Origin of the sequence: Mesorhizobium sp. WSM4884 (assembly GCF_029625675.1) — a bacterium.
Lineage (GTDB): Bacteria > Pseudomonadota > Alphaproteobacteria > Rhizobiales > Rhizobiaceae > Mesorhizobium.
Genome location: NZ_JARTVO010000031.1, coordinates 1 through 21,947, shown reverse-complemented (window position 1 = coordinate 21,947; position 21,947 = coordinate 1). Strand labels below are relative to the sequence as shown.

Here is a 21,947-nt window from a genome sequence, read left to right as displayed (position 1 = left end):
ATATGTGCAATATGATAGATCAGCCTTTTCGAAATGCCAATTTTCCCTGTTCAAACCGCCAGGCGGCGATGCTTAACTCCAAGCAATCAATCGCAAGGGCCAAAAAGAATCATGCGCTGCAGGATCGTTGGCGCGCCGGTGCAGGACGGCGCGGGCAGGATGGGATGCGAGATGGGGCCGAGCGCGCTGCGCACGGCAGGGCTTCTCTCGGTGCTGTCGCAACTCGGCCATGAGGTCGAGGACTGGGGCGCGGTGCAGCCGGCCCAGGCGCGCGCTGTCGTCCACGGCAATCTTGCGCTCAAGGCGTTGCCTGAAATTTCCGCCTGGACGTCGGCGATCGCCGAGACCGCCTACACGACTTCGCAGGACGCCATGCCGATCTTCCTCGGCGGCGACCACTCGATCTCCGCCGGCACGGTGTCCGGCGTAGCGCGCCGCGCGGCTGAACGCGGCCGGCCGCTTTTCGTGCTGTGGCTGGACGCGCACCCGGATTTTCACACGCTCGACACCACCACCAGCGGCAATCTGCACGGCGTGCCCCTCGCCTATGCCAGCGGCCGCCCCGGCTTCAGCGGTTATTTCCCGGATCTGCCGGCCGCGGTCGAGCCGGCCCGCATCTGCACCATGGGTCTGCGCAGCGTCGATCCGGCCGAGCGCCGGGCGCTGAAGGAGGCAGGCGTGACCGTGCATGACATGCGCTCGATCGACGAGCATGGCATCGCGCCGCTGCTGCGCGCTTTCCTGGCCAAAGTCGAAGTGGAAAACGGGCTGCTGCATGTCAGCCTTGACGTCGATTTCCTCGACCCGTCGATCGCGCCGGCCGTCGGCACCACCGTGCCCGGCGGCGCCACCTTCCGCGAGGCGCATCTGGTGATGGAGATGCTGTCCGACAGCGGCCTGGTCTCCAGCCTCGACCTCGTCGAGCTGAACCCGTTCCTCGACGAGCGTGGCCGGACCGCAACGCTGATGGTCGACCTCGCCGCCAGCCTGATGGGGCGCCGCATCATGGACCGCCCGACCCGCAGCCATTCCGGAAGCCTCTGATCATGACCCAGCCTTCCCGCCTTGCCATCGTCCCCTTCGTCAGCGTCGACCGCATGATGAAGCTGGTGCTCGCCATCGGCGTCGAGCGGTTTCTCACCCAGCTTGCCGGCTATATCGAGGAGGATTTCCGCCGCTGGGAGCTGTTCGACAAGACGCCACGCATCGCCTCGCACAGCCATGACGGCGTCATCGAGCTGATGCCGACCAGCGACGGGCGCCTCTACGGCTTCAAATATGTCAACGGCCATCCGAAGAACATGCGCGAGGGCCGCCAGACGGTCACCGCTTTCGGCGTGCTCGCCGATGTCGGCTCCGGCTATCCGATGCTGCTCACCGAGATGACCATCCTGACGGCGCTGCGCACCGCCGCAACTTCGGCGGTCGCGGCTAAATATCTGGCACCGAAGGGATCGCGCGCCATGGCCATCATCGGCAATGGCGCCCAGTCCGAGTTCCAGGCCATCGCCTTCAAGGCGCTCATCGGCATCGACAGGCTGCGCCTCTACGACATCGACCGCCAGGCTTCCGAAAAATGCGCCCGCAACCTCGCCGGCAAGGGTTTCGACATCACCATCTGCGCGACCGGACAGGATGCGGTGGAAGGCGTCGACATCATCACCACGGTGACCGCCGACAAGCAGTACGCCACCATCCTCACCGACAACATGGTGGGCTCCGGCGTCCACATCAACGCCGTCGGCGGCGACTGCCCGGGCAAGACCGAGCTCCATCGCGACATCCTGCTGCGCTCCGACATCTTCGTCGAGTTCCCGCCGCAGACCCGCATCGAGGGCGAGATCCAGCAGCTCGACCCGAACCATCCGGTGACCGAGCTGTGGCAGGTGATGACCGGCCAGGCCGAAGGCCGCAAGTCGGCCAAGCAGATCACGCTGTTCGATTCCGTCGGCTTCGCAACGGAGGATTTTTCCGCGCTCCGCTATGTCCGCGACCAGCTCAAGGCCACCGGCCTCTATGAGGAACTCGACCTGCTTGCCGACCCCGACGAGCCGCGCGACCTGTTCGGCATGCTGCTCAGGGCCGCCATGCAGCCGGCGGCTTGAGGGGATTTGCGGAGGAGCCACAGGCCTTTGGGCAGTTTCTAGAGCAATTCCAGGAAAAGTGTGTAACGGTTTTCCGTCCGGAATTGCGTAAAAACAAATAGTTAGAGCAGCTCAGCGTTTCCGTGAAACGATGAACTGCTCTAAGACGGCGCTTTTTGCTTGCCCAGTCAGCGTCGACAATTGCCAACACTACCCACGCAGACGCGCGCAGCTTTCTCTTTCGATGAGCACCGGCGCCAGCACCTCGCGGCGCGAGGGCGCTGCCGGCTCGCCGAGGCGCTCGAGCAGCAGGTTCACCGCCCGCGTTCCGATCTTTTCGACCGGCTGGGCGATCGTCGTCAGCGGCGGCCATGTGGTGACGGCATAGGGAATGTCGTCGAAGCCGACCAGCGACATGTCGTCGGGGACGCGCAAGCCGCGCGAACGCAGCGCGGTGATGGCGCCCATGGCCATCAGGTCGTTGCAGGCAAATACCGCCGTGATATCCGGCGCCTGCTCCATCAGCCGCTCCATCGCCAGGCGGCCGCCGGCGAAATGATAGTCGGAATCGACCACCGACGATGCGGGCAGCTCGAGGCCCATCTCCTCGAGCGCCCGGACAAAGCCGCGCAGGCGGGCCGGGCTGGAGCTCGAATCGCGCGGGCCGCCAATGACACCGATCTTGTAATGGCCGAGCCCGACCAGGTGGCGCCCGGCGAGATAGCCGCCGTGATCGTGGTCGACCAGAACGGAATCGACATTGACGGAGTGGATCTCGCGGTCGAGCAGCACCGCCGGCACGGCGGCGGAAAGGCGCGAGAACACCCGCGCATGGTCGGACGAGCCGGCGAAGATCAGCCCGTCGATCTGCTTTGCCAACAGCACCGACAGATAGCGCTCTTCCTTCTCGGCATTGCCGTCGGAATTGCACAGGATCACCGTATAGCCGGCGACGAAGCCCGCATCCTCGATCTGGCGCGCGACGCCGGCGAAGAACGGGTTCGAATTGTCGGGGAGCAGCAGGCCGATGGTCTTGGTCTCGCCGCGCCGCAGGCTCCGCGCCAGCGAGTTCGGGCTGTAGCGCAGCGCAGTGATCGCCGCGCGCACGCGCTCGGCCGTTTCCGGCTCGACATGGCGCGTGCGGTTCATCACATGCGAGACCGTTGCGACGGATACCCCCGCATAGCGCGCGACATCGGCAATCGTCGTCATGGTCCCTTGGCCCCCGCTGGTTTTCTACACTCTCCTGCACAATTTCGGGTGGAAACGCTTACTCGCTTTGCTGGAATTGCTCTAGCGAATCCTCCGCAACAGCCTCTCCCGATAGGCGTCTATGATGACGGCGAGCATGATGACAAGACCAATCATGGTCGGTTTGAAATTGTCGCCGCCGCTGAACAGCAACCGACGCTTTCCCAGCTAGTCGTAATCGTTTGCGTAACCGATTACGCAAGGTAGGGCGACATTTTGTCAGCTGTCAATATCGTAAGCGAACCACCGGGGGTGCATCATTTGAGATGCTGCCTAGCGGCTCCTGCTTGAGAGGGCAGCGCCGCCCCTCATTGCCCTGCCGGGCATTTCTCCCCGTATAGTGACGGGTAGAAAAACGCTGCCATCGGCGATTTCGCCAATTGCCTGCGTTGCGGACGAGCGCCGAGGCTGCGGCCAGCCTTCTTCTCCAAGTCACTATATGGGGAAGGTGCCGGTCCACCCTCCGCAGCTGCAGCGCAGCTGTTGCGGAGGACGGGCAGGCGGATGAGGGGCGGCGCCGGCATTCGGCTATTGGCGACGGCAGGCCACATCAAATTGCTCGGAGCGGATCACACCGGCATGATTCCCCGCCGCGACCTCATCTCCACCCCAGCGCCGGCGCGACGTGCTTCAGGATCGCCTCGATGACATGGGCGTTGTAGTCGACGCCGAGCTGATTGGGCACGGTGAGCAGCAGTGTGTCGGCCTCGGCGATCGCCTGATCCTCCTTCAGCTGCTCGATGAGCACGTCCGGCTCGGCGGCATAGGTGCGGCCGAACACGGCGCGCTTTTCCGGCTCGATATAGCCGAAATGATCCTCGCCCTCGCTGCCGCCGAAATAGGCTCTGTCCATGTCGTTGATCAGGGCGAAGATGCTGCGGCTGACCGAGACGCGCGGCTCCCGGGCGTGGCCGGTTTCCTTCCAGGCGGCGCGATAGGCTCTTATCTGCTCGGCCTGCTGGATGTGGAGCGGGTGGCCGCTCTCGTCGAATTTGAGCGTCGAGCTCTGCAGGTTCATGCCGAGCTTGGCCGCCCATTCGGCGGTGGCGTTGGTGGCCGCACCCCACCAGATCCGCTCGCGCAAGCCCGCCGAGAAGGGCTCCAGCCTGAGCAGGCCGGGCGGGTTGGGGAACATCGGCCGCGGATTGGGCTGGGCGAACCCTTCGCCGCGCAAGAGATCGAGGAATATCTCGGCGTGGCGGCGGGCCATGTCGGCGTCGCTCTTGCCCTCTTCCGGCACGTAGCCGAAATAGCGCCAGCCGTCGATCACCTGTTCGGGCGAGCCGCGGCTGATGCCGAGCTGCAGCCGGCCGCCGGCGATGAGGTCGGCGGCGCCGGCATCCTCCGCCATGTAAAGCGGGTTCTCGTAACGCATGTCGATGACGGCGGTGCCGAGCTCGATACGCTTGGTTTTGGCTCCGACCGCCGCAAGCAGCGGAAAGGGCGAGCCGAGCTGGCGGGCGAAATGGTGGACGCGGAAATAGGCACCGTCGGCGCCAAGCTCCTCGGCCGCGACCGCGAGGTCGATCGACTGCAGCAGTGCGTCGGCGCCCGAGCGCGTGCCCGATTGCGGCGAGGGCGACCAATGCCCGAACGACAGAAACCCGATCTTTTTCATGTGCTCCGTTCCGGTTCGTAGTGGCCAGCTGAGCCACTCGAACGCTTGTGTTGCTCCGACGCAATGCGGGGAAGAGCATACGACGGCTTTCCGCTTGGAATTGCGCAAGGCAAATAGTCAAAGCCGCGCGGCGATTCAACGGAACGCGACCGGATACAGACCGTCAATCGATCCGGATCCAGACGGCTGCGTGGCGATCCTTTTGGAAAGCGCGCGCCGCGCCGCGCGTGGGCAGTGGAGCGGTTCCAGGAACTGATCAGTAGACGGTGAACAAGGTCGGCAGCACGCCGGCCGCGCGGAAATACTCCACTGTCTCGATGAGTGGAAACAGCGCCAGGAAATAGAGCCCGTCCCGGAACGTGCTTTTCAGCGCGCTGGTGGAAAAGACCAATTGGTCCTGGTCGCGGTAGAGCATCGGGTTCGGCCAGAAACCCGGCGTCCGCCCGGCATAGGCCGTGTAGACGGCGCCGAACTTGCCGAACAGGAATTCGGCCTCTCGATTGGCCGTGAACCGGAAGACGATGAAACTTGCCAGACCCAGTATCGCGGCCGCCAGCGCCGATCCGAACATCAGCCCGATTCCGACCGCGCCGATGGTCGAGAAGAAATAGAGCGGGTTGCGGGTCATCGAGAACGGACCCGAAACGATCAACTCATCGTTCTTCTTGCCGCCGACATAAAGGATGCTCCACAGCCGGCCAAGGAAGCAGACGAGCACGAAGCCGAAGCCGGCCGTCTCCACCAGCTCGTGCCCGCTCGAGCCTTCGCTGAGAAACGGCTTGGAAAACAGGAGCAGGACGATGGCCACCACCGCGGCGACCTGGACGACGATCAGGCGCTTGTGCTGGTCGAACGCTTTCGGCGCTGATTTGAGCGATGTGTAAGCCATTCGGGTTCAGCCACTCCGGCCCAGTCAGGGACGCTACGCTCTAGCCTCTCTCCTGTGGGATTGCGAGGCCTGATCAGTATTTTTGGTCATTCTTACGAATTTGTAAGGACCGGGACAGGCCTGGGTAAGCCCCGGCTTGTGGGAATGGTGCAGCGCCGATGCTAGCATGGCGTTCGCAATGGAACCCGGACAAAGCGCGAAAATGCGACTTCTGCTGGTTGAAGATGATCCAAGGACCGCCGACTACATCGTCAGGGGGCTGAGCGAGGCCGGGCACGCCTGCGACCTGCTGCGCAACGGCCATGACGCGCTCGGCGCGGCGACGCGCGATGTCTATGACGTCATCGTGGCCGACCGCATGGTTCCGGGCCTCGACGGCCTGTCGATGATCAAGGCGGTGCGCGCCGCGGGGATCAAGACGCCGGCCATATTCCTGACCTCGATCGGCGGCGTCGACGACCGGGTCGAAGGACTGGAGGCCGGCGGCGACGATTATCTGGTCAAGCCCTTCGCCTTCTCCGAGTTGCTGGCCCGCATCAATGCGCTCGGCCGCCGGCCGGCGGCGCAGGAACAGAAAACCAGTCTGCGCGTCGCCGACCTCGAGATGGATCTGATTATGCGCCGGGTAACCAGGCAGGGACAGACGATCGACCTGCAGCCCCGGGAATTCAGCCTGCTCGAAGTGCTGATGCGGGGCGAGGGCCGGGTGATTACCCGCACGATGCTTCTGGAGCGCGTCTGGGATTTTCACTTCGATCCCAAGACCAGCGTCGTCGAGACCCATATCAGCCGGCTGCGTGCCAAGGTCGACAGGCCGTTCGACGTGGCGCTCATCCACACCGTGCGCAACACCGGCTACAGCCTGCATGCGCCGGGTTGAGATGCATACTGCATCTCGCACGTCCGACGGGGCGCCCGTATATAAGCGACATGTCGATGCTGGAGACTGCAAAGCGATGGGCGCGAGGCATCAAGCGAGACGCGGCGGCGTTGTGGCTTGCCGCCCGTGATCCTCGCGTTCCCTGGTATGCGAAGGTCGCCGCAGGCGCCGTCGCGGCCTATGCCCTCAGCCCCATCGACCTCATCCCCGATTTCATCCCGGTCATTGGCTATCTCGATGACCTTTTGATCGTCCCGCTCGGCATCATGCTTGCGGTCAGGCTGGTCCCGGTCGGTCTCATGCAGGAGTTCCGCGACGAGGCGACGCGCAGCGCCAGGCCGGTCAGCAGGGCCGGCCTGATCTTCATGGTCGCGGTCTGGATAGCGGCGGCGCCGGCGCTGCTGTGGCTGTTCTGGCCGAAGCCCGTCTAGCTCCCGACACAAGGACTTTGAAAGGTTGCAGGCTTGTCGACAGGTCAGCCTTATTGTTCGTCTCGCCGAACCATCATAAGCGTTTGCAAGTGGCGGAGGCCCTCCAACCTCGTCATCCCAGGGCGAAGCAGGAGCGAAGCTCCGTCGCGGAGACCCTGGGATCCATTCCGTGACTTTGATCGTAGGGTGCAGCGGAGCAGAATTCTGCACCGCTGCAGCGCTTATATGTAACGGAATGGATCCTCGGGTCTGCGCTGCGTCGCTTCGCTCCTTGCTCCGCCCGAGGATGACGAAGCGATGGGCGTCAGTGGTCGATCTCCAAGGGATGCGACCTGCAAGGCAAACACATCCGACCGGCCAAAATTTTTGTGCTAGGGAATTAGTGCGATGAAGGACAAGCCCCCCAGCCTGCTGCGCAGCACGCCGTTCCGGCTGGCGCTGACCTTTGCCTTCCTGTTCGTGCTTGCCTTCATCCTGTCCGGGGCGGTCGTCTACCAGCTGATGAGCGCCGACCTGGCGAGACGGCTCGATCAATCCATCAAGGAGACCTATTCGGTCGTCGCCTTGACGGACAGGGAAGACCTTATCGCCTCGGTCGATAACAATGCCAATCTCAACCCGGACAAGGATCAGCTTTTCTCGCTGACCGATCCCGGTGGAAACCACCTGGCCGGAAACTTCACGGCCTCCGGTCTTCCGGATGGTTTCTCGATGTTCGCCGCCAGATTGCCAGGGGTGCCGCCCGACAGGATGTATCGCGCCTATACCGGCGAGGTTGGCGGCGACAGTCTGACCGTCGCCTTTTCGCTCGCCGAAACCGACGAGCTGAAGACCATAGTGCTGATGAGCTTCGGTTGGGGCACGCTGTTCATCACCGGCCTGGCGATCGCCGGCGGCGCCTTGCTTGCCTCGCGCGTCCAGCGGCGACTCGACGGCATCGCTGCCACCATGGTCGACGTCTCGCACGGACGGCTCGACGCGCGCATCCCGCTGACTGGCAATGGCGACGACATCGACGCCGTATCCACCCAGGTGAATGCCGCGCTCGACCGCCTGTCGGCGCTCGTCGACGGCATGCGGGAGGTGAGCGCCAATATCGCCCACGACCTGAAGACGCCGCTCAACCGCCTGCAGATGATCCTGGAGCAGGCCGCCGACAAGACGGTGTCCGGCGAGAATGTCACCGGTGAGCTGGCTGACGCCCGCGCCGAAAGCCGGCAGATCAACGAGACCTTCGACGCGCTTCTGCGCATCGCCCAGATCGAGGCCGGTGCGCGCAAGGCGCGCTTCGTCGATCTCGACGTCGGCGCTGTCGTCGGCACGATCGGCGATGTCTATGCCGACGTTGCCGAGGACGATGGAAAGTCGCTGGCGACCGAGATCGTTCCGGATACGAAATGGTATCTCCACGGCGATCGCGACCTGTTGATGCAGATGCTCGCCAATCTGGTCGAGAATGCGCTCAGGCATTGTCCACCGGGCACGGCGATCGAGCTGTCGGTGACGCGGCGCGACGACCGCATTCTCGTCCATGTCCGAGACAATGGCCCCGGCATTCCTGCCGGAGAACGCGAGAAAGTCTTCCAACGACTTTACCGGCTGGATTCCAGCCGCACGACCCCCGGCAGCGGCCTGGGCCTCAGCCTCGTCAAGGCGGTCGCCGACCTGCATGGCGCCACCATCGCACTGGAGGACAACGACCCGGGGCTTGCCGTGATCGTCAGCTTTCCGGCGGTGAGGTCACCCGTCTGATCGATTTGTTCTCTGCCGTCAGCGCCCGCCCGCCCGGCGGAAGTCGGAGGGCGACATGCCGGCAAGCTTGCGGAACGACTTGTTAAAGGCGCTGAGCGAGCCGAAGCCCGAGTCCATTGCGACCTTCAGCACATTGGCTCCCTCATGCATCAAAAGCGCCTGCGCATAGCTCAGCCGCAAAAGGTTTACATACTCGTTGAGCGTCATGCCGGTCGATTTCTTGAACAGGCTCATGGCGTATTTGGGATGGATGTCGGCAGCGGAAGCGATGTTCACGCAGTCGATGTCGTAGAGGAAATTCTCGGCGATGAAGTCGCACATACGCCCGACATTGCGCGAGGACTGCTGGTCGAACGGACTGCCCGCGCCTTGCCCGGATGTCGTTCCCGGCACCAGCCGGTAGGGCTCGAAGCGCACCCGCTCGAGCCGAAGCAGCAGCTCGTTGACGGCATGCTCGGCCTTCGCCGCATCGCCAGAGCGCGCATATTCGTTCCAGCGCTTGAAATTGTCGTTGTCGGATTGGTCCGTCGCATTCGTCACCAGTGTCGCTCCGGTCATCAGCCGGTGCCGGACATCGGCCGGCAGATGCAGCCGGAAGAAGTGCACCAAGGGCAGATGCGCGCCGGCATAGGTCGCATCGTCGGTCAGATCGTCCATCTGGTGCGGCAGCCCGCCCCAGAACAGGCACATCTCGCCGGCCGAAAGCGAAATTTCATGCTCGGCCATGCGGTAATGCACGCTGCCGCGCACGATGAAATTCACCTCGACCTGGGCGTGCCAGTGCGGCTTCAGCATCACCAACGGATGGTTGTGGAACATCTGCAAAGCCAGCGGCAGCCCTTCGACGCTGCTCGCGCCTGGCTGGTAGAACGGACGCCCGGGCATCTTACTTTCCGCCAACTTCTTATTCCCTTTGTCGGGGACAAGCCTTCCGCGCCGCATAATCTACCCATGCTCACGGTGAGAGAGCAAACGAAATGGGAGGATTTCAATGCGCACCACACTGACCTGCGCCACGCTTTTGCTTGCCCTGGGCTCCGGCCCGGCCCTCGCACAATCCGGCGAACTCACGATCTGGAGCTGGAACATCGCCGCTTCGTCGCTGAAGTCGACCGTCGAGGGCTTCAACAAGAAATACCCCGACATCAAGGTCACCGTTCAGGACCTCGGCAACCAGCCGACCTATGACAAGTCGATCGCCGGCTGCGCCGCCGGCGGCGTCGGCCTGCCCGACATCGTCTCGATCGAGAACGGCGAGGCCGAGAACTACTGGAGCCAGTTCCCCGACTGCTTCGTCGACCTGCACACGCTGGGCTATACCGCCGAGGATCAGAAGAAATTCCCCGACTTCAAGCGCACCGAGCTGGAAGTCGGCGACAAGGCCTACGCGATGCCCTGGGATTCCGGCCCGGTCGCCGTCTTCTACCGCCGCGACTTCTACGAGAAGGCCGGCGTCGACCCGGCCTCGATCAAGACCTGGGACGATTTCATCGCCGCCGGCAAGAAGATCCAGGCCGCCAACCCCGGCGTCTCGATGACCAATGCCGACTTCAACGGCGACACCGAATTCTTCCGCATGATCTCCAACGAGCAGGGCTGCGCCTATTTCGCCGAGGACGGCCAGTCGATCACGGTCAGCCAGCCGAAATGCGTCGACGCCATGACCAAGGTCAAGGAGATGAAGGACGCCGGCATCGTCTCCTCGGCAGACTGGTCGACCAAGATCACCAACAACACGGCCGGCACCGTCGCCACGCAGGTCTATGGCGGCTGGTATGAGGGCACGATCCGCACCGAATCGCCGAAGGAAAGCGGCAAATGGGGCGTCTATCTGATGCCGAGCCTGACCGCCGACGGCCCGCGCGCCGCCAATCTCGGCGGCTCCTCGCTGGCCATCACCTCGGCCAGCAAGAACAAGGAAGCGGCCTACGCCTACCTGAAATACACGCTGGAGACGAATGAGGGCCAGATCACGATGCTGAAGGATTTCGGCCTGGTGCCCTCGCTGATCTCGGCGCTCGACGATCCCTACGTCGCGCAGGGCCAGCCCTACTGGGGCGACCAGGCGGTGTGGAAGGACATCCTCGCCACTTTGCCGAAGGTTGTTCCGAGCCGCGGCACCCAGTTCCAGAGCGACGCCGAGATCATCGTCCGCGCCGTGCAGACCAAATACCTGGCCGGCGGCTATCCGGACGCCAAGGCCGCGCTCGACGACGCCGCAAAGCAGATCGCCTCGGCGACCGGCCTGCCGGTGAAGTAGAGCGCGGCCTCCCCTTCTCCCCTTGTGGGAGAAGGTGGATTGGCGCGCAGCGCCAAGACGGATGAGGGTGTTCCAGCGGAGTGAGACGTTGGCGCTCCCTGGAGCACCCCTCATCCGGCCGCTTCGCGGCCACCTTCTCCCACAAGGGGAGAAGGAAAAGACAGAGAAAGGAGGAACACGATGCGCTACCGCAACGCCACCGCGTATCGCTTCCTCACGCCCTATCTGCTGATCTTCGCCATCTTCTGGATCTGGCCGATCATCAGTTCGTTCATGATCTCCTTCCAGGCGACCCGCACCGTGCCATGGCGCTTCGCGCCGAGCTTCAACTGGGGCCGCCTTATCGGCGACCCCGCCTTCTTCAATGCGCTGAAGAACACGCTCTTGATCCTGGTCATCCAGGTGCCGGTGATGATCTCGCTGGCGATCGTGATGGCGGTGCTTCTGAATTCGCCGCTTCTCAAGGCTCGCGGCCTCTACCGCTTCGCCTTCTTCGCCCCGGTCGTGGTCGGCGAGGTAGCCTATTCGGCGGTGTTCCGGCTGATGTTCAGCCTCGATTTCGGCATCGTGAACAAGCTGCTCAACAGCGTCGGCCTGCCCAAGATCGACTGGTTCTCCAACGTCACGCCGGCCATGGCGCTGATCATGATCGCGGTGACATGGCGCTGGGCGGGCTACAACGCCATCATCATCCTCGCCGGCCTGCAGTCGATTCCGGAGGACGTCTACGAGGCGGCGACGCTCGACCGCGTCAGCAAGGTGAGACAATTCTTCCACATCACCCTGCCGCTCTTGAAGCCGGTCATCGTCTTCTGCGCCGTGCTGTCGATCATCGGCACCATGCAGCTCTTCACCGAGCCGTTCCTGATCACCGTGCGCGGCGGGCCGGGCGGCGGCACCGAGACGCTTGGCCTCCTGCTCTACCGCCAGGGCTTCCTGTCACTCAATTTCGGCTACGCCTCGGCCATCGCCTACACCATGGCGGCGCTCGCCATCGCCATCACGTTGGTGCAGCTCTGGCTGACGAGAGAACCAAAATGACGGGGGAACCGAAATGACCTCGCGCTCTCAAAGACGGCTCGGCCGCACGATCGCGCTGCATCTGTTCCTGACGCCGCTGGCGCTCGTCTGGCTGTTCCCGCTGTGGATGATGGTGGTGTTCTCCACCATGCCCGACAACGGCATCTTCAGCCCCGGCATCGAGCTTCTGCCGCATGACGGCTTCCTCGACAATTTCAACAATCTGCAGCGCGACACCAATTTCGTCGGCGCCATCGGCATCTCCGTCTCGGTGGCGGTGACCTACACCTTCCTGTCGGTGCTGCTCACCTCGATGGCCGGCTGGGCGCTGGCGCGCTACGAGTTCCTTGGCAAGCGGCTGGTGGTGGCGATCATCCTCGGCACCATCACGCTGCCCTATGCGGTCGTGCTCATCCCGCAATTCATCATGGTGGCGCGCGACTTCGCTTTGGCCAACACCTGGATCGCGCTGATCGTGCCGCCGCTGTTCAATTCGCTGGGCGTGCTCTTCATGCGCCAGGCCTTTTCGATGATGCCGGCCGAGCTGTTCGACGCCGCGCGGGTCGAGGGCGTGAAGGAATGGCGCATCTTCCTCTTTGTCGCGCTGCCCTTGGCGCGGCCGATGCTGGCGGCCTTGGCCATCATTCTCTTCCTCGCCTCGTGGAACAATTATCTCTGGCCGCTGCTGATCAACAGCCAGCCCGGCGCGATGACGGCGCCGGTGGCGCTCGGCACGCTGATCGGCCTCACCAAGGTCTCCTGGGGCGGCATCATGGCCGGCGCCGTGATGCTGACGGTGCCGATGCTCGTCGTCTTCGTGCTTTTGCAGCGTCATTTCATCGCCGGCATCGCCGCCGGCGCGGTCAAATAGGTTAGGAGCGAGATGGCCGCGGTCACCCTTACCAATGTCGTCAAGCGCTTCGGCACCTTCGAGGTCGTCCATGGTGCCAACATCGATATCGCCGACGGCGAGTTCGTCGTCTTCGTCGGCCCGTCCGGCTGCGGCAAGTCCACGCTTTTGCGCATGATCGCCGGGCTGGAGGACATCAGCGGCGGCAGGATCGCCATCGGCGGCAAGGTGATGAACGATGTCGAGCCGGCCGACCGCGGCATCGCCATGGTGTTCCAGTCCTACGCCCTCTATCCGCACATGACGGTGGAGCAGAACCTGAGCTTCGGGCTGCGAATGAGCGGCAACCCCAAGGCCGACACCGAGCGGCGGGTGAAGCGCGCCGCCGAGATTCTCTGCATCGACGAACTGATGCAGCGCCGGCCGAAGCAACTGTCTGGCGGTCAGCGCCAGCGCGTCGCCATCGGCCGCGCCATCGTGCGCGAGCCGCAGGTCTTTCTCTTCGATGAGCCGCTGTCGAATCTCGACGCTGAGCTGAGGGTGCAGATGCGGGTCGAGATCTCGCGCCTGCATAAGGAGCTCGGCGTCACCATGATCTATGTGACGCACGATCAGACCGAAGCGATGACGCTGGCCGACCGCATCGTCGTGCTCAAGGCCGGCAATGTCGAGCAGATCGGCGCACCGCTCGACCTTTACGACGACCCGGCCAACCGTTTCGTCGCCGGCTTCATCGGCTCGCCGAAGATGAATTTCATTGCCGCGAAAGTGGTCGAGACCTCCAACAGCGCGGCGATCGTCGAGCTCGTCAATCACGGCGGCGCCAAGCTCCGCAAACCGCTCTGCGAGACTTTGCCGGCCGTCGGCGCCGAGGTCGTGCTCGGGGTCAGGCCCGAGCATTTCTTCGAGGCCGGCGAGGGCGACTGCGACATCCCGGTCAAGGCCGACGTCGCCGAGCATCTCGGCTCGGTGAGCTATGTCTATGCCGATGCCGGGCCCGAGGAGCTGATCGTCGAGCGCGAGGCGGCGCGCCAGCGCGCCAGCGGCGACCATTTCACCGTCTCGATCAAGGCAGAGCGCGCGCTGCTCTTCGACAAGACAGGCGCGAGGATTCGCTGAACCCTATTTTTCTTGCCGGCATGCCAGGCGTGGCGGCGACCCATGGAGAATTCGACATGACATCTCAAAAAATTCGCTGGGGCATCCTCGGGCCCGGCAGCATCGCGAAATCCTTTGCCGGCGGCGTGGCGCAGTCACGCACCGGCGAATTGGTTGCGCTCGGCGCCCGCAACCCCGGCAAGCCAGGACTGGCGCAAGCCTTTCCGGGCGCCCGCATCCTCGACGGCTATGACGCGCTGCTGGCCGACGATGGTGTAGACGCCGTCTACATCTCGACACCGCATCCCGGTCATGCCGAATGGGCGATCAAGGCAGCCGAAGCCGGCAAGCATGTGCTGTGCGAGAAGCCGCTGGCGCTGACCGCCTTCGAGGCCGACGCCATGATGCATGCGGCGCGCAAGGCCGGCACCTTTCTCGGCGAAGCCTTCATGTACCGGCTGCACCCACAGACGCTGCAGCTCGTCGAGCTGATCAAATCGGGCGTCATCGGCGAGGTGCGCATGATCAAGTCGAGCTTCGGCTTCGCCATGCCGGGCTTCATGCCCGAGCATCGGCTTTACGCCAATGAGCTTGCCGGCGGCGGCATCCTCGATGTCGGCGGCTATCCGGTGTCGATGGCGCGGCTGATAGCCGGCGCCGCAGCGGGACAGCCCTTCCTCGAGCCGGACAAGGTGGTGGGCGCGGCCCATCTCGGCCAGTCCGGCGTCGACGAATGGGCCTCTGCGCTCCTCCATTTCCCTGGCGGCATCGTCGCCGAGGTTTCCTGCAGCATCTCGCTCAACCAGGACAATGTGCTGCGCATTTTCGGCACCAAGGGCCAGATCGAGGTGCCCGACTTCTGGTTCGCCGGTGGCAACCGCGATGTCGGACCGGGCCGGATAGACGTGATCCGGTCCGGCGGCACGCGTGAAACGCTCAGCGTCAACGAGACCCGCCACCTCTATTCCTTCGAGGTCGATGCCGCCGGCGAGGCGATCCGGGCCGGCCGCCGGGAGTTCGCCTGGCCGGGCATGGCCTGGGCCGACAGCCTCGGCACGCTGCGTGTGCTCGACAAATGGCGAGCGGCCGTCGGACTCGAATACGAGATCGAAAAGCCGGCTAAGCGCGTCAACACCATCTCCGGCCGGCCGCTCCGCACCGGCGGCACCGCCATCGGCAAGCGCGCCATCCCGGGCCTGCCGCGCGCAGCGTCGCGGCTTGCGCTCGGCTTCGAGGATTTTCGCACCTTCTCTTCCGGTGCGATCCTGCTCGATGCTTTCTTCGAGGCCGGCGGCAATCTGTTCGACACCGGCTTTATCTACGGCGCCGGCTACACCGAAGCGCTGCTCGGGCAATGGCTGAAGAATCGCGGCGTGCGCGAGCAATCGGTCATCATCGCCAAGGGCGCGCATTCGCCGCTCTGCTATCCCGACGTGATCGGCAAGCAGCTCGCCCAGTCGCTCGACCGGCTGCAGACCGACCATGTCGACATCTATTTCATGCACCGCGACAATCCGGACGTGCCGGTCGGCGAATTCGTCGACGCCATGGACCGGGAGGCGAAGGCCGGCCGCATTCGCGGCCTGTTCGGCGGCTCCAACTGGACGATGGAGCGCATGGACGAGGCTATTCGCTATGCCGAAAAGAACGGAAAGCAGAAGCCCGGCGCGCTCTCCAACAATTTCTCGCTGGCCGAGATGCTGGAACCGATCTGGGCGGGCTGCATCACCTCCTCGACCGATGCCTGGAAGGCCTGGCTGACGGCACGCCAGATGCCGAACTTCGCCTGGTCGAGCCAGGGCCGCGGCTTCTTCACCGACCGCGCCGGCCGCGACCGGACCGACAATGAGGAGCTGGTGCGGGTCTGGTATTCGGAGAAGAATTTCGGCCGCCGCGACCGCGCGATCGAACTGGCCGGAAAACTCGGCAAGAGCCCGATCCATGTCGCGCTGGCTTATGTGCTCGCACAGCCCTTCCCGTCGGTGCCGCTGATCGGCCCGCGCACGCTTGACGAGCTGGAGGACAGCCTCAAGGCGCTGGATATTGAGCTTTCGCCGGACGATTTGGGGTGGCTGGATGAAGGGCCGGAGCGGAGAAGGGCGTAGGGGCAGGACGGAAAGTTACAGACGTCTCATTCCTTCGCGCCCCCCTCTGGCCGGCCGGCCATCTCCCCCACTTGGGGGGAAGATCAGATGTCACGCCGGCTTTCGCCAATCTCCAACGCCGCAGAAATAGCGAGGCGCGGGAACCGCCAATCTCCCCCCAAGTGGGGGAGATGGCCGGCCGGACAGAGGGGGGCGCTGTCCCGCCAGCATCTCCAAATGGCCCCGCTACCGATCCACCCGCGTCGACAAGATGATCGACGACGACGTCCGCTCCACCCCGTCCATCGCGCCGATCCGGTCGAGCAGGGCGTCGAGATCCCTGATCGACGGCGCGTCGACGATGACGATCATGTCGAAATTGCCGCTCACCGAATGCACCGTCCTGACCGGCGGCATCGCTTCCAACGCGCGCACCACCTTGTCGGCGAGCTTGGGCGTTACGGTGAGCAGCACGTGGGCCTTGACCAGTCCTTGTTCGTAGTCGGGTGACAGTCTGACGCCGTAGCCGGTAATGATGCCGCGCTGTTCCAACCGCTCGATCCGGCTCTGCACCGTGGTGCGCGACACGCCGAGCTTACGCGCGAGCTCCGCGGTCGAGGCGCGTGCGTTGGCGCGCAGCAGGGAAAGCAGGACCTGTTCAGCTTCCGTGAGCATTTCGACGAAACCTTTCGGCAAATCGCTTAAAGTTGAGCTTCACTCTGCCAGATTCCACGCTTCCTTTCGACAGGTAAGCTGCAATGATTCAGCTAATTCGAATTTGGCTGGGGAATTGACCATGAAGAACATCGTTGTCGTCGGCGCCGGCAAGATCGGCTCGACCATCGCCGAGATGCTCGCCGCCACGGGTGACTATCGCGTCACGCTCGTCGACCGCTCCGCCGCCCAGCTCGCCGCGGCCGAACTGCCGGCCGGCGTCGAGACGAAGGAACTGGACATTGCCGCACCCGGAGCGCTTGAAGCAGCGCTTGCCGGCAAGTTCGCCGTGCTGAGCGCCGCGCCTTTCCACCTGACCACGCGCATCGCCGAGGCCGCTGCCGCCACCGGCGTGCATTATCTCGACCTCACCGAAGACGTCGTCTCGACCCGCCGCGTGAAGGAGCTGGCGCGCGACGCCAGGAGCGCCTTCATTCCGCAATGCGGCCTGGCGCCGGGCTTCATCTCGATCGTCGCCAACGATCTCGCCAGCCGCTTCGACACGCTGGAGAGCTTGCGCATGCGCGTCGGCGCGCTACCGCAATATCCGTCGAACGCGCTGAACTACAACCTGACCTGGAGCACCGACGGCGTCATCAACGAATACTGCGAGCCCTGCGAGGCGATCGTCGAAGGCGAGCTGATCGAGGTGCCGCCGCTGGAGGAGCGCGAGGAGTTCTCGCTCGACGGCGTCACCTACGAAGCCTTCAACACCTCGGGCGGGCTCGGCACTTTGGCCGAGACGCTGAAGGGCCAGGTGCGCACGCTGAACTACCGCACCATCCGCTATCCCGGCCACGCCGCGATCATGAAGGCGCTGCTCAACGACCTCGGGCTGCGCCACCGCCGCGACGTGCTGAAGGACATCTTCGAAAGCGCCCTGCCGGCCACGCTGCAGGATGTGGTCATCGTCTTCGTCACCGTTTCGGGGCGCAGGAACGGTCGCCTGCTGCAGGAGACCTACGCCAACAAGATCTACTCGCACCGCGTCGGCAATGTCGTGCGCAGCGCCATCCAGATCACCACCGCCTCCGGCATCTGCGCAGTGCTCGACATGCTGGCCGACGGCACCCTGCCGGCAAAGGGATTTGTCCGCCAGGAAGACATCGCGCTCGACGCTTTCCTGGCCAACCGCTTCGGCCGCGCCTACGCGCAGCACGAGATGGTGAGCCGGCTGGCGAGCTGAGCAACGCCCTCTCCTTCTCCCCTTGTGGGAGAAGGTGGCCGCGAAGCGGCCGGATGAGGGGTGTTCCAGGGAATGCCAGCGTCTCACTCCGCTGGAGCACCCCTCATCCGTCTCGGCGCTTCGCGCCGATCCACCTTCTCCCACAAGGGGAGAAGGGAGAACTCCGACCTGCGGCGCGTCCGCTATTTGCGCAAATTCAAGGGGCGCCCTGATAGAAACCGAACAAGATTGCCTGTGGTCCGCGAGGCGATTCCGGTGCTCCGAGCGGCTTGCGGCGGCTTCTCCTGCCGGACAAGCTCGCGTGGCTTGGCGCCTGGCCGCCCCACTCTGAAGGAAGGCGTCTCGGTCGGCTTGCCCCTGAGAACGTTGGCAACGTTGTTGTCATGGACGACGATACACCATTGGGCATCCTTCGACGGCGCGATGATCGTGTTGTAGCGGGTTGCCATCTTCTGGTGATGGTCGCTGTAGACGCCATTCATCGCCGGCGATCTCTTCTCGACCAAGGTTCCGAAAGCCGACATGGCGTATTCATGGTCGGTGTAGCGGCCGGTTGCCGTGTCGAAATTCTGGCCGTGCGGAAAGGCAATATAGAGAGGTTGCTCGTCCACCGTGCCCTTTTCGATCTCCCTTCGCGCCAGATGGTCGACCCGTGCCATGAAGCTCGGCGCAAGCGCGTCGTCGCTGTCGAGCCGCGTGAGCGACACGAACCGGGCATCGGTGTCTGCCTGGACGAAAGCATTGAACCGGGCGCCGTGGTCCTCACCGGCCTCGACCAGGATCGGCCTCACCTCGACACCATCCACGCAGTTGCAGACGGCCCGGACATAATTTTCGTGCGTGTCGGCATCCAGCGCGATGAGGACCGTAAAGTCCTTCAGAGACTGTGTTTCGAGCGAGGCAGCGCAGTAATTGTCAAACAGCGCCAGCCGTTCGACCAGCCAGACAGGGTCGAGATTCACCCGTCCTTTGCCGCTCCACTGACTGGGCGTGAAGCTGGCGGCGGTATTGTAGCGAATCGCAATATATTTCTTCAGATCCATACTGCGGAAAGACACCAGTCCGGTCCGCGGTGCAATGGATTTTCTAGATATGCAAAGCGTGCCCGAGCGCCTTCAGCGCCGCTTCCTGAAAACCTTCGCCTTGGGTCGGATGGGCATGGATGGTGCCGGCTATGTCCTCCAGCCGGGCGCCCATTTCGAGCGCCAGGCCGAAGGCCGTCGACAGTTCCGAAACACCCTGCCCGACTGCCTGGATGCCCAGCACCAGATGATTGTCCGCGCGAGCAACAACCCGCACGAAGCCGTCCTCGCCTTGCCTGGTCATGGCGCGGCCATTGGCGGCGAAGGGAAACTGTCCGACCTTGATCTCGCCGGCGAACGCCTTGGCCTCTTCCGGCGACAGGCCGGCGGTAACCAGCTCCGGATCGGTGAAGCAGATCGCGGCAATAGCGCGCTTGTCCCAGCTCCTTTTGTGGCCGGCGACGATCTCGGCCACCATCTCGCCCTGCGCCATGGCACGATGCGCCAGCATCGGCTCGCCGGTCACGTCGCCGATGGCGTAGATGCCGCGCATCGAAGTCCGGCACTGGTCGTCGATGCGGATGAATCTTCCCGCCCTGTCGAGGTCGATCTGGTCCAGCCCCCAACCTTCGGTCAGCGGCTTGCGCCCGACCGTCACCAGGATCTTGTCGGCCGCGATCTTGGCGTTCTTGCCGTCGGCGGTTTCCAACAGCAGCGCATCGCCCTTGGTCGACAGTCCCTTGGCCTTGGCGCCGCTCATCACCTCGACGCCGAGCTCGCCGAGCCGCTTCAGCACCGGCTTCGTCAGCTCGGCATCGTACTGCGCGAGCACGCGCGGCAGGGCTTCGACCACGGTGACCCTGGCGCCCATCTTGGCGAAGGCCATGCCGAGCTCGAGCCCGATATAACCGCCGCCGACGACGGCGAGCTTCTTCGGCACTTCGCTCAGCGCCAGCGCTTCGGTCGATGAGATGACCGGGCCGCCGAAAGGCAGGAACGGCAGCTCGACCGGCGCCGAACCGGTGGCGATCACCACCGTCTCGGCGCGGATCACCTGCGTTCCGGTCTCGGTCTCGACCTCGACGGTCTTGCCATCGCGGAACGTCGCCCAGCCTTGCACGGTCTTGACCTTGGCCTTCTTCAACAGTCCGGCGACGCCGCTGTTCAGCCGGCTAACGATACCGTCCTTCCAGGTGATCGTCGTGGCCAGATCGAGCGTCGGCGCGGCGACTTTGATGCCGAGCGGATCCTTGCCGCCGGCCATATGCGCAACCCTGTCGAACTCCTCCGCGGCATGGATGAGCGCCTTGGACGGGATGCAGCCGACATTGAGGCAGGTGCCGCCCGGCTTGCCGAACTCGACGATGACCGTGTCGACGCCGAGCTGGCCGGCGCGGATGGCGCAGACATAGCCGCCGGGGCCGGCGCCGATGACGAGCAGCTTGCAGGAGATTTCTTTCATGACGGCTGTCCTCTCGGCGATGGCCGGTGCGCGCCTTCCCTTCCCCCCTTGTGGGGGAAGGTGGATCGGCGCGTCAGCGCCGAGACGGATGAGCGGTGCTTCAGCGGAGTGAGACGCTGGCGTTCCCTGGAGCACCCCTCATCCGTCGCCTTCGGCGACACCTTCTCCCACAAGGGGAGAAGGGGAAACCTGCATCCCCGTGCCGCAACATTCGAGATCAACCTCATCCCCCTCAATCCACGAAGATCATCGCCGGCGTCTCCATGAGCGCCTTGATGCGCTGCACGAACACCGCGGCGTCCCAGCCGTCGATGACGCGATGGTCGAAGCTGGACGACAGGTTCATCATCTTGCGCGGGATGAACTGCGTGCCGTCCCACACCGGCCGCACCATCATCTTGTTGACGCCGACGATCGCCACTTCCGGATAATTGATCACTGGCGTCGTCGCCACGCCGCCCATCGCGCCGAGCGAAGTGATGGTGATGGTCGAGCCCGACAGCTCGTCGCGGCTCGCCGTGCCGGACTTGGCCGCCTCGGCCAGCCGGTTCACCTCTGCGGCGCAATCCCACAGGTCGCGCGCCTCGGCATGCTTGACCACCGGCACGACGAGCCCGGTGGGCGTCTGCGCGGCGATGCCGATATGGATGCCTTCATGCTGGTGGATGATGCCAGCCTCGTCGTCGAACAGGGCGTTGAGGTTCGGCTGGTCGGCGATCGCCTTGACCATTGCCCGCATCAGGAAGGGCAGCAGCGTCAGCTTGGGGCGATCGGTCCGCTTTTCCTTGTTGAGCGTGGCGCGCAGCTCCTCCAGCGCCGTGACGTCGATCTCCTCGACATAGGTGATATGGGGGATGCGCGATTTGGCGAGCGCCATCTTCTCGGCGATCTTGCGCCGCAGGCCGATGACCTTGATGTCCTCGACGCCGTCCTTTGGGGCAAGCCCGGTGGGGCGGGCAAGCTGCGGCCCGCGCGCCAGGAAGGCATCCAGATCCTCATGGCTGATGCGCCCGGCCGGGCCGCTGCCCGGAACCTGGCGAAGATCGATGCCGGCTTCCTTGGCGCGCAGCCGGACAGCGGGCGAAGCCAGCGGCTTTTCGCCTTCAGACCGTGGAGCACCGGTCAACGCCGCAGAACCCCCACCCCTGACCCCTCCCCACAGGGGGGAGGGGGATTGCGGCGCCGGCTCCCGCACCGACGCCTTTGCGGATGAGGACGGCGCTGGCTTGGCATTGGCTTTGGCGGCCATAGCGCGTTCCCCTCCCCCTTGTGGGCAGGGGAATCGCACATGAGTAGAAAAGGACTCTTGTGCGGTATGTGGAAATCGATTCTGAGAGACCTCTGGA

General features: G+C 64.2%; 19 protein-coding genes. 11 read left to right on the top strand and 8 right to left on the bottom strand.

All coding sequences use genetic code 11. The features are described from left to right. Positions 1 to 111 precede the first annotated feature (111 nt). Together rocF and P9236_RS28990 are read left to right on the top strand one after the other, a co-directional pair. The gene (gene rocF / locus P9236_RS28995) at positions 112 to 1,044 is read left to right on the top strand and encodes an arginase (protein WP_278077998.1); all 933 of its coding nucleotides are present in this window, start codon (positions 112 to 114) and stop codon (positions 1,042 to 1,044) included. 2 nt (positions 1,045 to 1,046) lie between these two features. After that, on the top strand, positions 1,047 to 2,105 hold the full coding sequence (locus P9236_RS28990; RefSeq protein ID WP_278077997.1) for an ornithine cyclodeaminase: 1,059 nt from the start codon (positions 1,047 to 1,049) through the stop codon (positions 2,103 to 2,105). 189 nt (positions 2,106 to 2,294) lie between these two features. Here P9236_RS28990 and P9236_RS28985 read toward each other — a convergent pair whose 3' ends face one another. The 3 genes from P9236_RS28985 to P9236_RS28975 all read right to left on the bottom strand — a co-directional run bounded on the left by P9236_RS28985 (position 2,295) and on the right by P9236_RS28975 (position 5,842). Continuing rightward, entirely contained in the window at positions 2,295 to 3,296 is a 1,002-nt protein-coding gene (locus P9236_RS28985; RefSeq protein WP_278077996.1) for a substrate-binding domain-containing protein, read from the bottom strand. Between the two features lie 637 nt (positions 3,297 to 3,933). Beyond that, positions 3,934 to 4,953, bottom strand: coding sequence for an LLM class flavin-dependent oxidoreductase (locus P9236_RS28980; RefSeq protein ID WP_278077995.1), 1,020 nt, complete (start codon positions 4,951 to 4,953; stop codon positions 3,934 to 3,936). A 256-nt stretch (positions 4,954 to 5,209) separates the two neighbouring features. Next, positions 5,210 to 5,842 carry an isoprenylcysteine carboxylmethyltransferase family protein gene (locus P9236_RS28975; protein ID WP_278077994.1) on the bottom strand — a complete coding sequence of 211 codons (633 nt, stop codon included), beginning with the start codon at positions 5,840 to 5,842 and terminating at the stop codon, positions 5,210 to 5,212. Positions 5,843 to 6,044: 202 nt separating this feature from the next. On the opposite strand from P9236_RS28975, the gene P9236_RS28970 reads away from it, so the two are divergent. The 3 genes from P9236_RS28970 to P9236_RS28960 all read left to right on the top strand — a co-directional run bounded on the left by P9236_RS28970 (position 6,045) and on the right by P9236_RS28960 (position 8,905). Then, entirely contained in the window at positions 6,045 to 6,722 is a 678-nt protein-coding gene (locus tag P9236_RS28970; RefSeq protein ID WP_278077993.1) for a winged helix-turn-helix domain-containing protein, read from the top strand. A gap of 50 nt (positions 6,723 to 6,772) precedes the next feature. After that, positions 6,773 to 7,153 carry a YkvA family protein gene (locus tag P9236_RS28965; protein ID WP_278077992.1) on the top strand — a complete coding sequence of 127 codons (381 nt, stop codon included), beginning with the start codon at positions 6,773 to 6,775 and terminating at the stop codon, positions 7,151 to 7,153. A 387-nt stretch (positions 7,154 to 7,540) separates the two neighbouring features. After that, complete coding sequence (locus tag P9236_RS28960; RefSeq protein ID WP_278077991.1) at positions 7,541 to 8,905, top strand: HAMP domain-containing sensor histidine kinase; 1,365 nt, start codon at positions 7,541 to 7,543, stop codon at positions 8,903 to 8,905. 18 nt (positions 8,906 to 8,923) lie between these two features. Here the strand turns inward: P9236_RS28960 and P9236_RS28955 are convergent, their stop codons facing one another. Next, on the bottom strand, positions 8,924 to 9,790 hold the full coding sequence (locus P9236_RS28955) for a helix-turn-helix domain-containing protein (RefSeq protein WP_278077990.1): 867 nt from the start codon (positions 9,788 to 9,790) through the stop codon (positions 8,924 to 8,926). A 106-nt stretch (positions 9,791 to 9,896) separates the two neighbouring features. Between P9236_RS28955 and P9236_RS28950 the strand changes: the two genes are divergently transcribed. From P9236_RS28950 to P9236_RS28930, 5 genes are all read left to right on the top strand, one after another. After that, complete coding sequence (locus tag P9236_RS28950; protein ID WP_278077989.1) at positions 9,897 to 11,165, top strand: ABC transporter substrate-binding protein; 1,269 nt, start codon at positions 9,897 to 9,899, stop codon at positions 11,163 to 11,165. A 180-nt stretch (positions 11,166 to 11,345) separates the two neighbouring features. Further along, positions 11,346 to 12,206 carry a sugar ABC transporter permease gene (locus P9236_RS28945; RefSeq protein ID WP_278077988.1) on the top strand — a complete coding sequence of 287 codons (861 nt, stop codon included), beginning with the start codon at positions 11,346 to 11,348 and terminating at the stop codon, positions 12,204 to 12,206. Between the two features lie 13 nt (positions 12,207 to 12,219). After that, the gene (locus P9236_RS28940; protein WP_278077987.1) at positions 12,220 to 13,056 is read left to right on the top strand and encodes a carbohydrate ABC transporter permease; all 837 of its coding nucleotides are present in this window, start codon (positions 12,220 to 12,222) and stop codon (positions 13,054 to 13,056) included. 12 nt (positions 13,057 to 13,068) lie between these two features. Continuing rightward, positions 13,069 to 14,154 (top strand): sn-glycerol-3-phosphate ABC transporter ATP-binding protein UgpC, encoded by a 1,086-nt coding sequence (gene ugpC, locus P9236_RS28935; protein ID WP_278077986.1) that lies wholly within the window; start codon positions 13,069 to 13,071, stop codon positions 14,152 to 14,154. Positions 14,155 to 14,210: 56 nt separating this feature from the next. After that, on the top strand, positions 14,211 to 16,238 hold the full coding sequence (locus tag P9236_RS28930; protein WP_278077985.1) for an aldo/keto reductase: 2,028 nt from the start codon (positions 14,211 to 14,213) through the stop codon (positions 16,236 to 16,238). Between the two features lie 225 nt (positions 16,239 to 16,463). Here P9236_RS28930 and P9236_RS28925 read toward each other — a convergent pair whose 3' ends face one another. Continuing rightward, positions 16,464 to 16,892 carry an Lrp/AsnC family transcriptional regulator gene (locus P9236_RS28925; protein WP_278077984.1) on the bottom strand — a complete coding sequence of 143 codons (429 nt, stop codon included), beginning with the start codon at positions 16,890 to 16,892 and terminating at the stop codon, positions 16,464 to 16,466. A 115-nt stretch (positions 16,893 to 17,007) separates the two neighbouring features. Between P9236_RS28925 and P9236_RS28920 the strand changes: the two genes are divergently transcribed. Next, positions 17,008 to 18,117, top strand: coding sequence for a saccharopine dehydrogenase family protein (locus P9236_RS28920; protein WP_278077983.1), 1,110 nt, complete (start codon positions 17,008 to 17,010; stop codon positions 18,115 to 18,117). Positions 18,118 to 18,299: 182 nt separating this feature from the next. On the opposite strand, the gene P9236_RS28915 is transcribed toward P9236_RS28920, so the two are convergent. From P9236_RS28915 to P9236_RS28905, 3 genes are all read right to left on the bottom strand, one after another. Then, the gene (locus tag P9236_RS28915; RefSeq protein ID WP_278077982.1) at positions 18,300 to 19,175 is read right to left on the bottom strand and encodes a glycosyltransferase; all 876 of its coding nucleotides are present in this window, start codon (positions 19,173 to 19,175) and stop codon (positions 18,300 to 18,302) included. 28 nt (positions 19,176 to 19,203) lie between these two features. Continuing rightward, positions 19,204 to 20,601 carry a dihydrolipoyl dehydrogenase gene (gene lpdA / locus P9236_RS28910; RefSeq protein ID WP_278077981.1) on the bottom strand — a complete coding sequence of 466 codons (1,398 nt, stop codon included), beginning with the start codon at positions 20,599 to 20,601 and terminating at the stop codon, positions 19,204 to 19,206. 232 nt (positions 20,602 to 20,833) lie between these two features. Then, positions 20,834 to 21,947: dihydrolipoamide acetyltransferase family protein (locus tag P9236_RS28905; RefSeq protein ID WP_278077980.1), on the bottom strand; the 1,114-nt coding region annotated here is incomplete at its 5' end.

Bases quoted from the DNA above. Each gene is read 5' to 3' on its own strand.
- P9236_RS28965 (WP_278077992.1), top strand. From the start codon at position 6,773: ATGTCGATGCTGGAGACTGCAAAGCGATGGGCGCGAGGCATCAAGCGA.
- lpdA (WP_278077981.1), bottom strand. From the start codon at position 20,601: ATGAAAGAAATCTCCTGCAAGCTGCTCGTCATCGGCGCCGGCCCCGGC.
- P9236_RS28945 (WP_278077988.1), top strand. From the start codon at position 11,346: ATGCGCTACCGCAACGCCACCGCGTATCGCTTCCTCACGCCCTATCTG.
- rocF (WP_278077998.1), top strand. From the start codon at position 112: ATGCGCTGCAGGATCGTTGGCGCGCCGGTGCAGGACGGCGCGGGCAGG.
- ugpC (WP_278077986.1), top strand. From the start codon at position 13,069: ATGGCCGCGGTCACCCTTACCAATGTCGTCAAGCGCTTCGGCACCTTC.
- P9236_RS28980 (WP_278077995.1), bottom strand. From the start codon at position 4,953: ATGAAAAAGATCGGGTTTCTGTCGTTCGGGCATTGGTCGCCCTCGCCG.
- P9236_RS28970 (WP_278077993.1), top strand. From the start codon at position 6,045: ATGCGACTTCTGCTGGTTGAAGATGATCCAAGGACCGCCGACTACATC.
- P9236_RS28955 (WP_278077990.1), bottom strand. From the start codon at position 9,790: ATGCCCGGGCGTCCGTTCTACCAGCCAGGCGCGAGCAGCGTCGAAGGG.
- P9236_RS28925 (WP_278077984.1), bottom strand. From the start codon at position 16,892: ATGCTCACGGAAGCTGAACAGGTCCTGCTTTCCCTGCTGCGCGCCAAC.
- P9236_RS28940 (WP_278077987.1), top strand. From the start codon at position 12,220: ATGACCTCGCGCTCTCAAAGACGGCTCGGCCGCACGATCGCGCTGCAT.
- P9236_RS28960 (WP_278077991.1), top strand. From the start codon at position 7,541: ATGAAGGACAAGCCCCCCAGCCTGCTGCGCAGCACGCCGTTCCGGCTG.
- P9236_RS28990 (WP_278077997.1), top strand. From the start codon at position 1,047: ATGACCCAGCCTTCCCGCCTTGCCATCGTCCCCTTCGTCAGCGTCGAC.
- P9236_RS28985 (WP_278077996.1), bottom strand. From the start codon at position 3,296: ATGACGACGATTGCCGATGTCGCGCGCTATGCGGGGGTATCCGTCGCA.
- P9236_RS28950 (WP_278077989.1), top strand. From the start codon at position 9,897: ATGCGCACCACACTGACCTGCGCCACGCTTTTGCTTGCCCTGGGCTCC.
- P9236_RS28975 (WP_278077994.1), bottom strand. From the start codon at position 5,842: ATGGCTTACACATCGCTCAAATCAGCGCCGAAAGCGTTCGACCAGCAC.
- P9236_RS28930 (WP_278077985.1), top strand. From the start codon at position 14,211: ATGACATCTCAAAAAATTCGCTGGGGCATCCTCGGGCCCGGCAGCATC.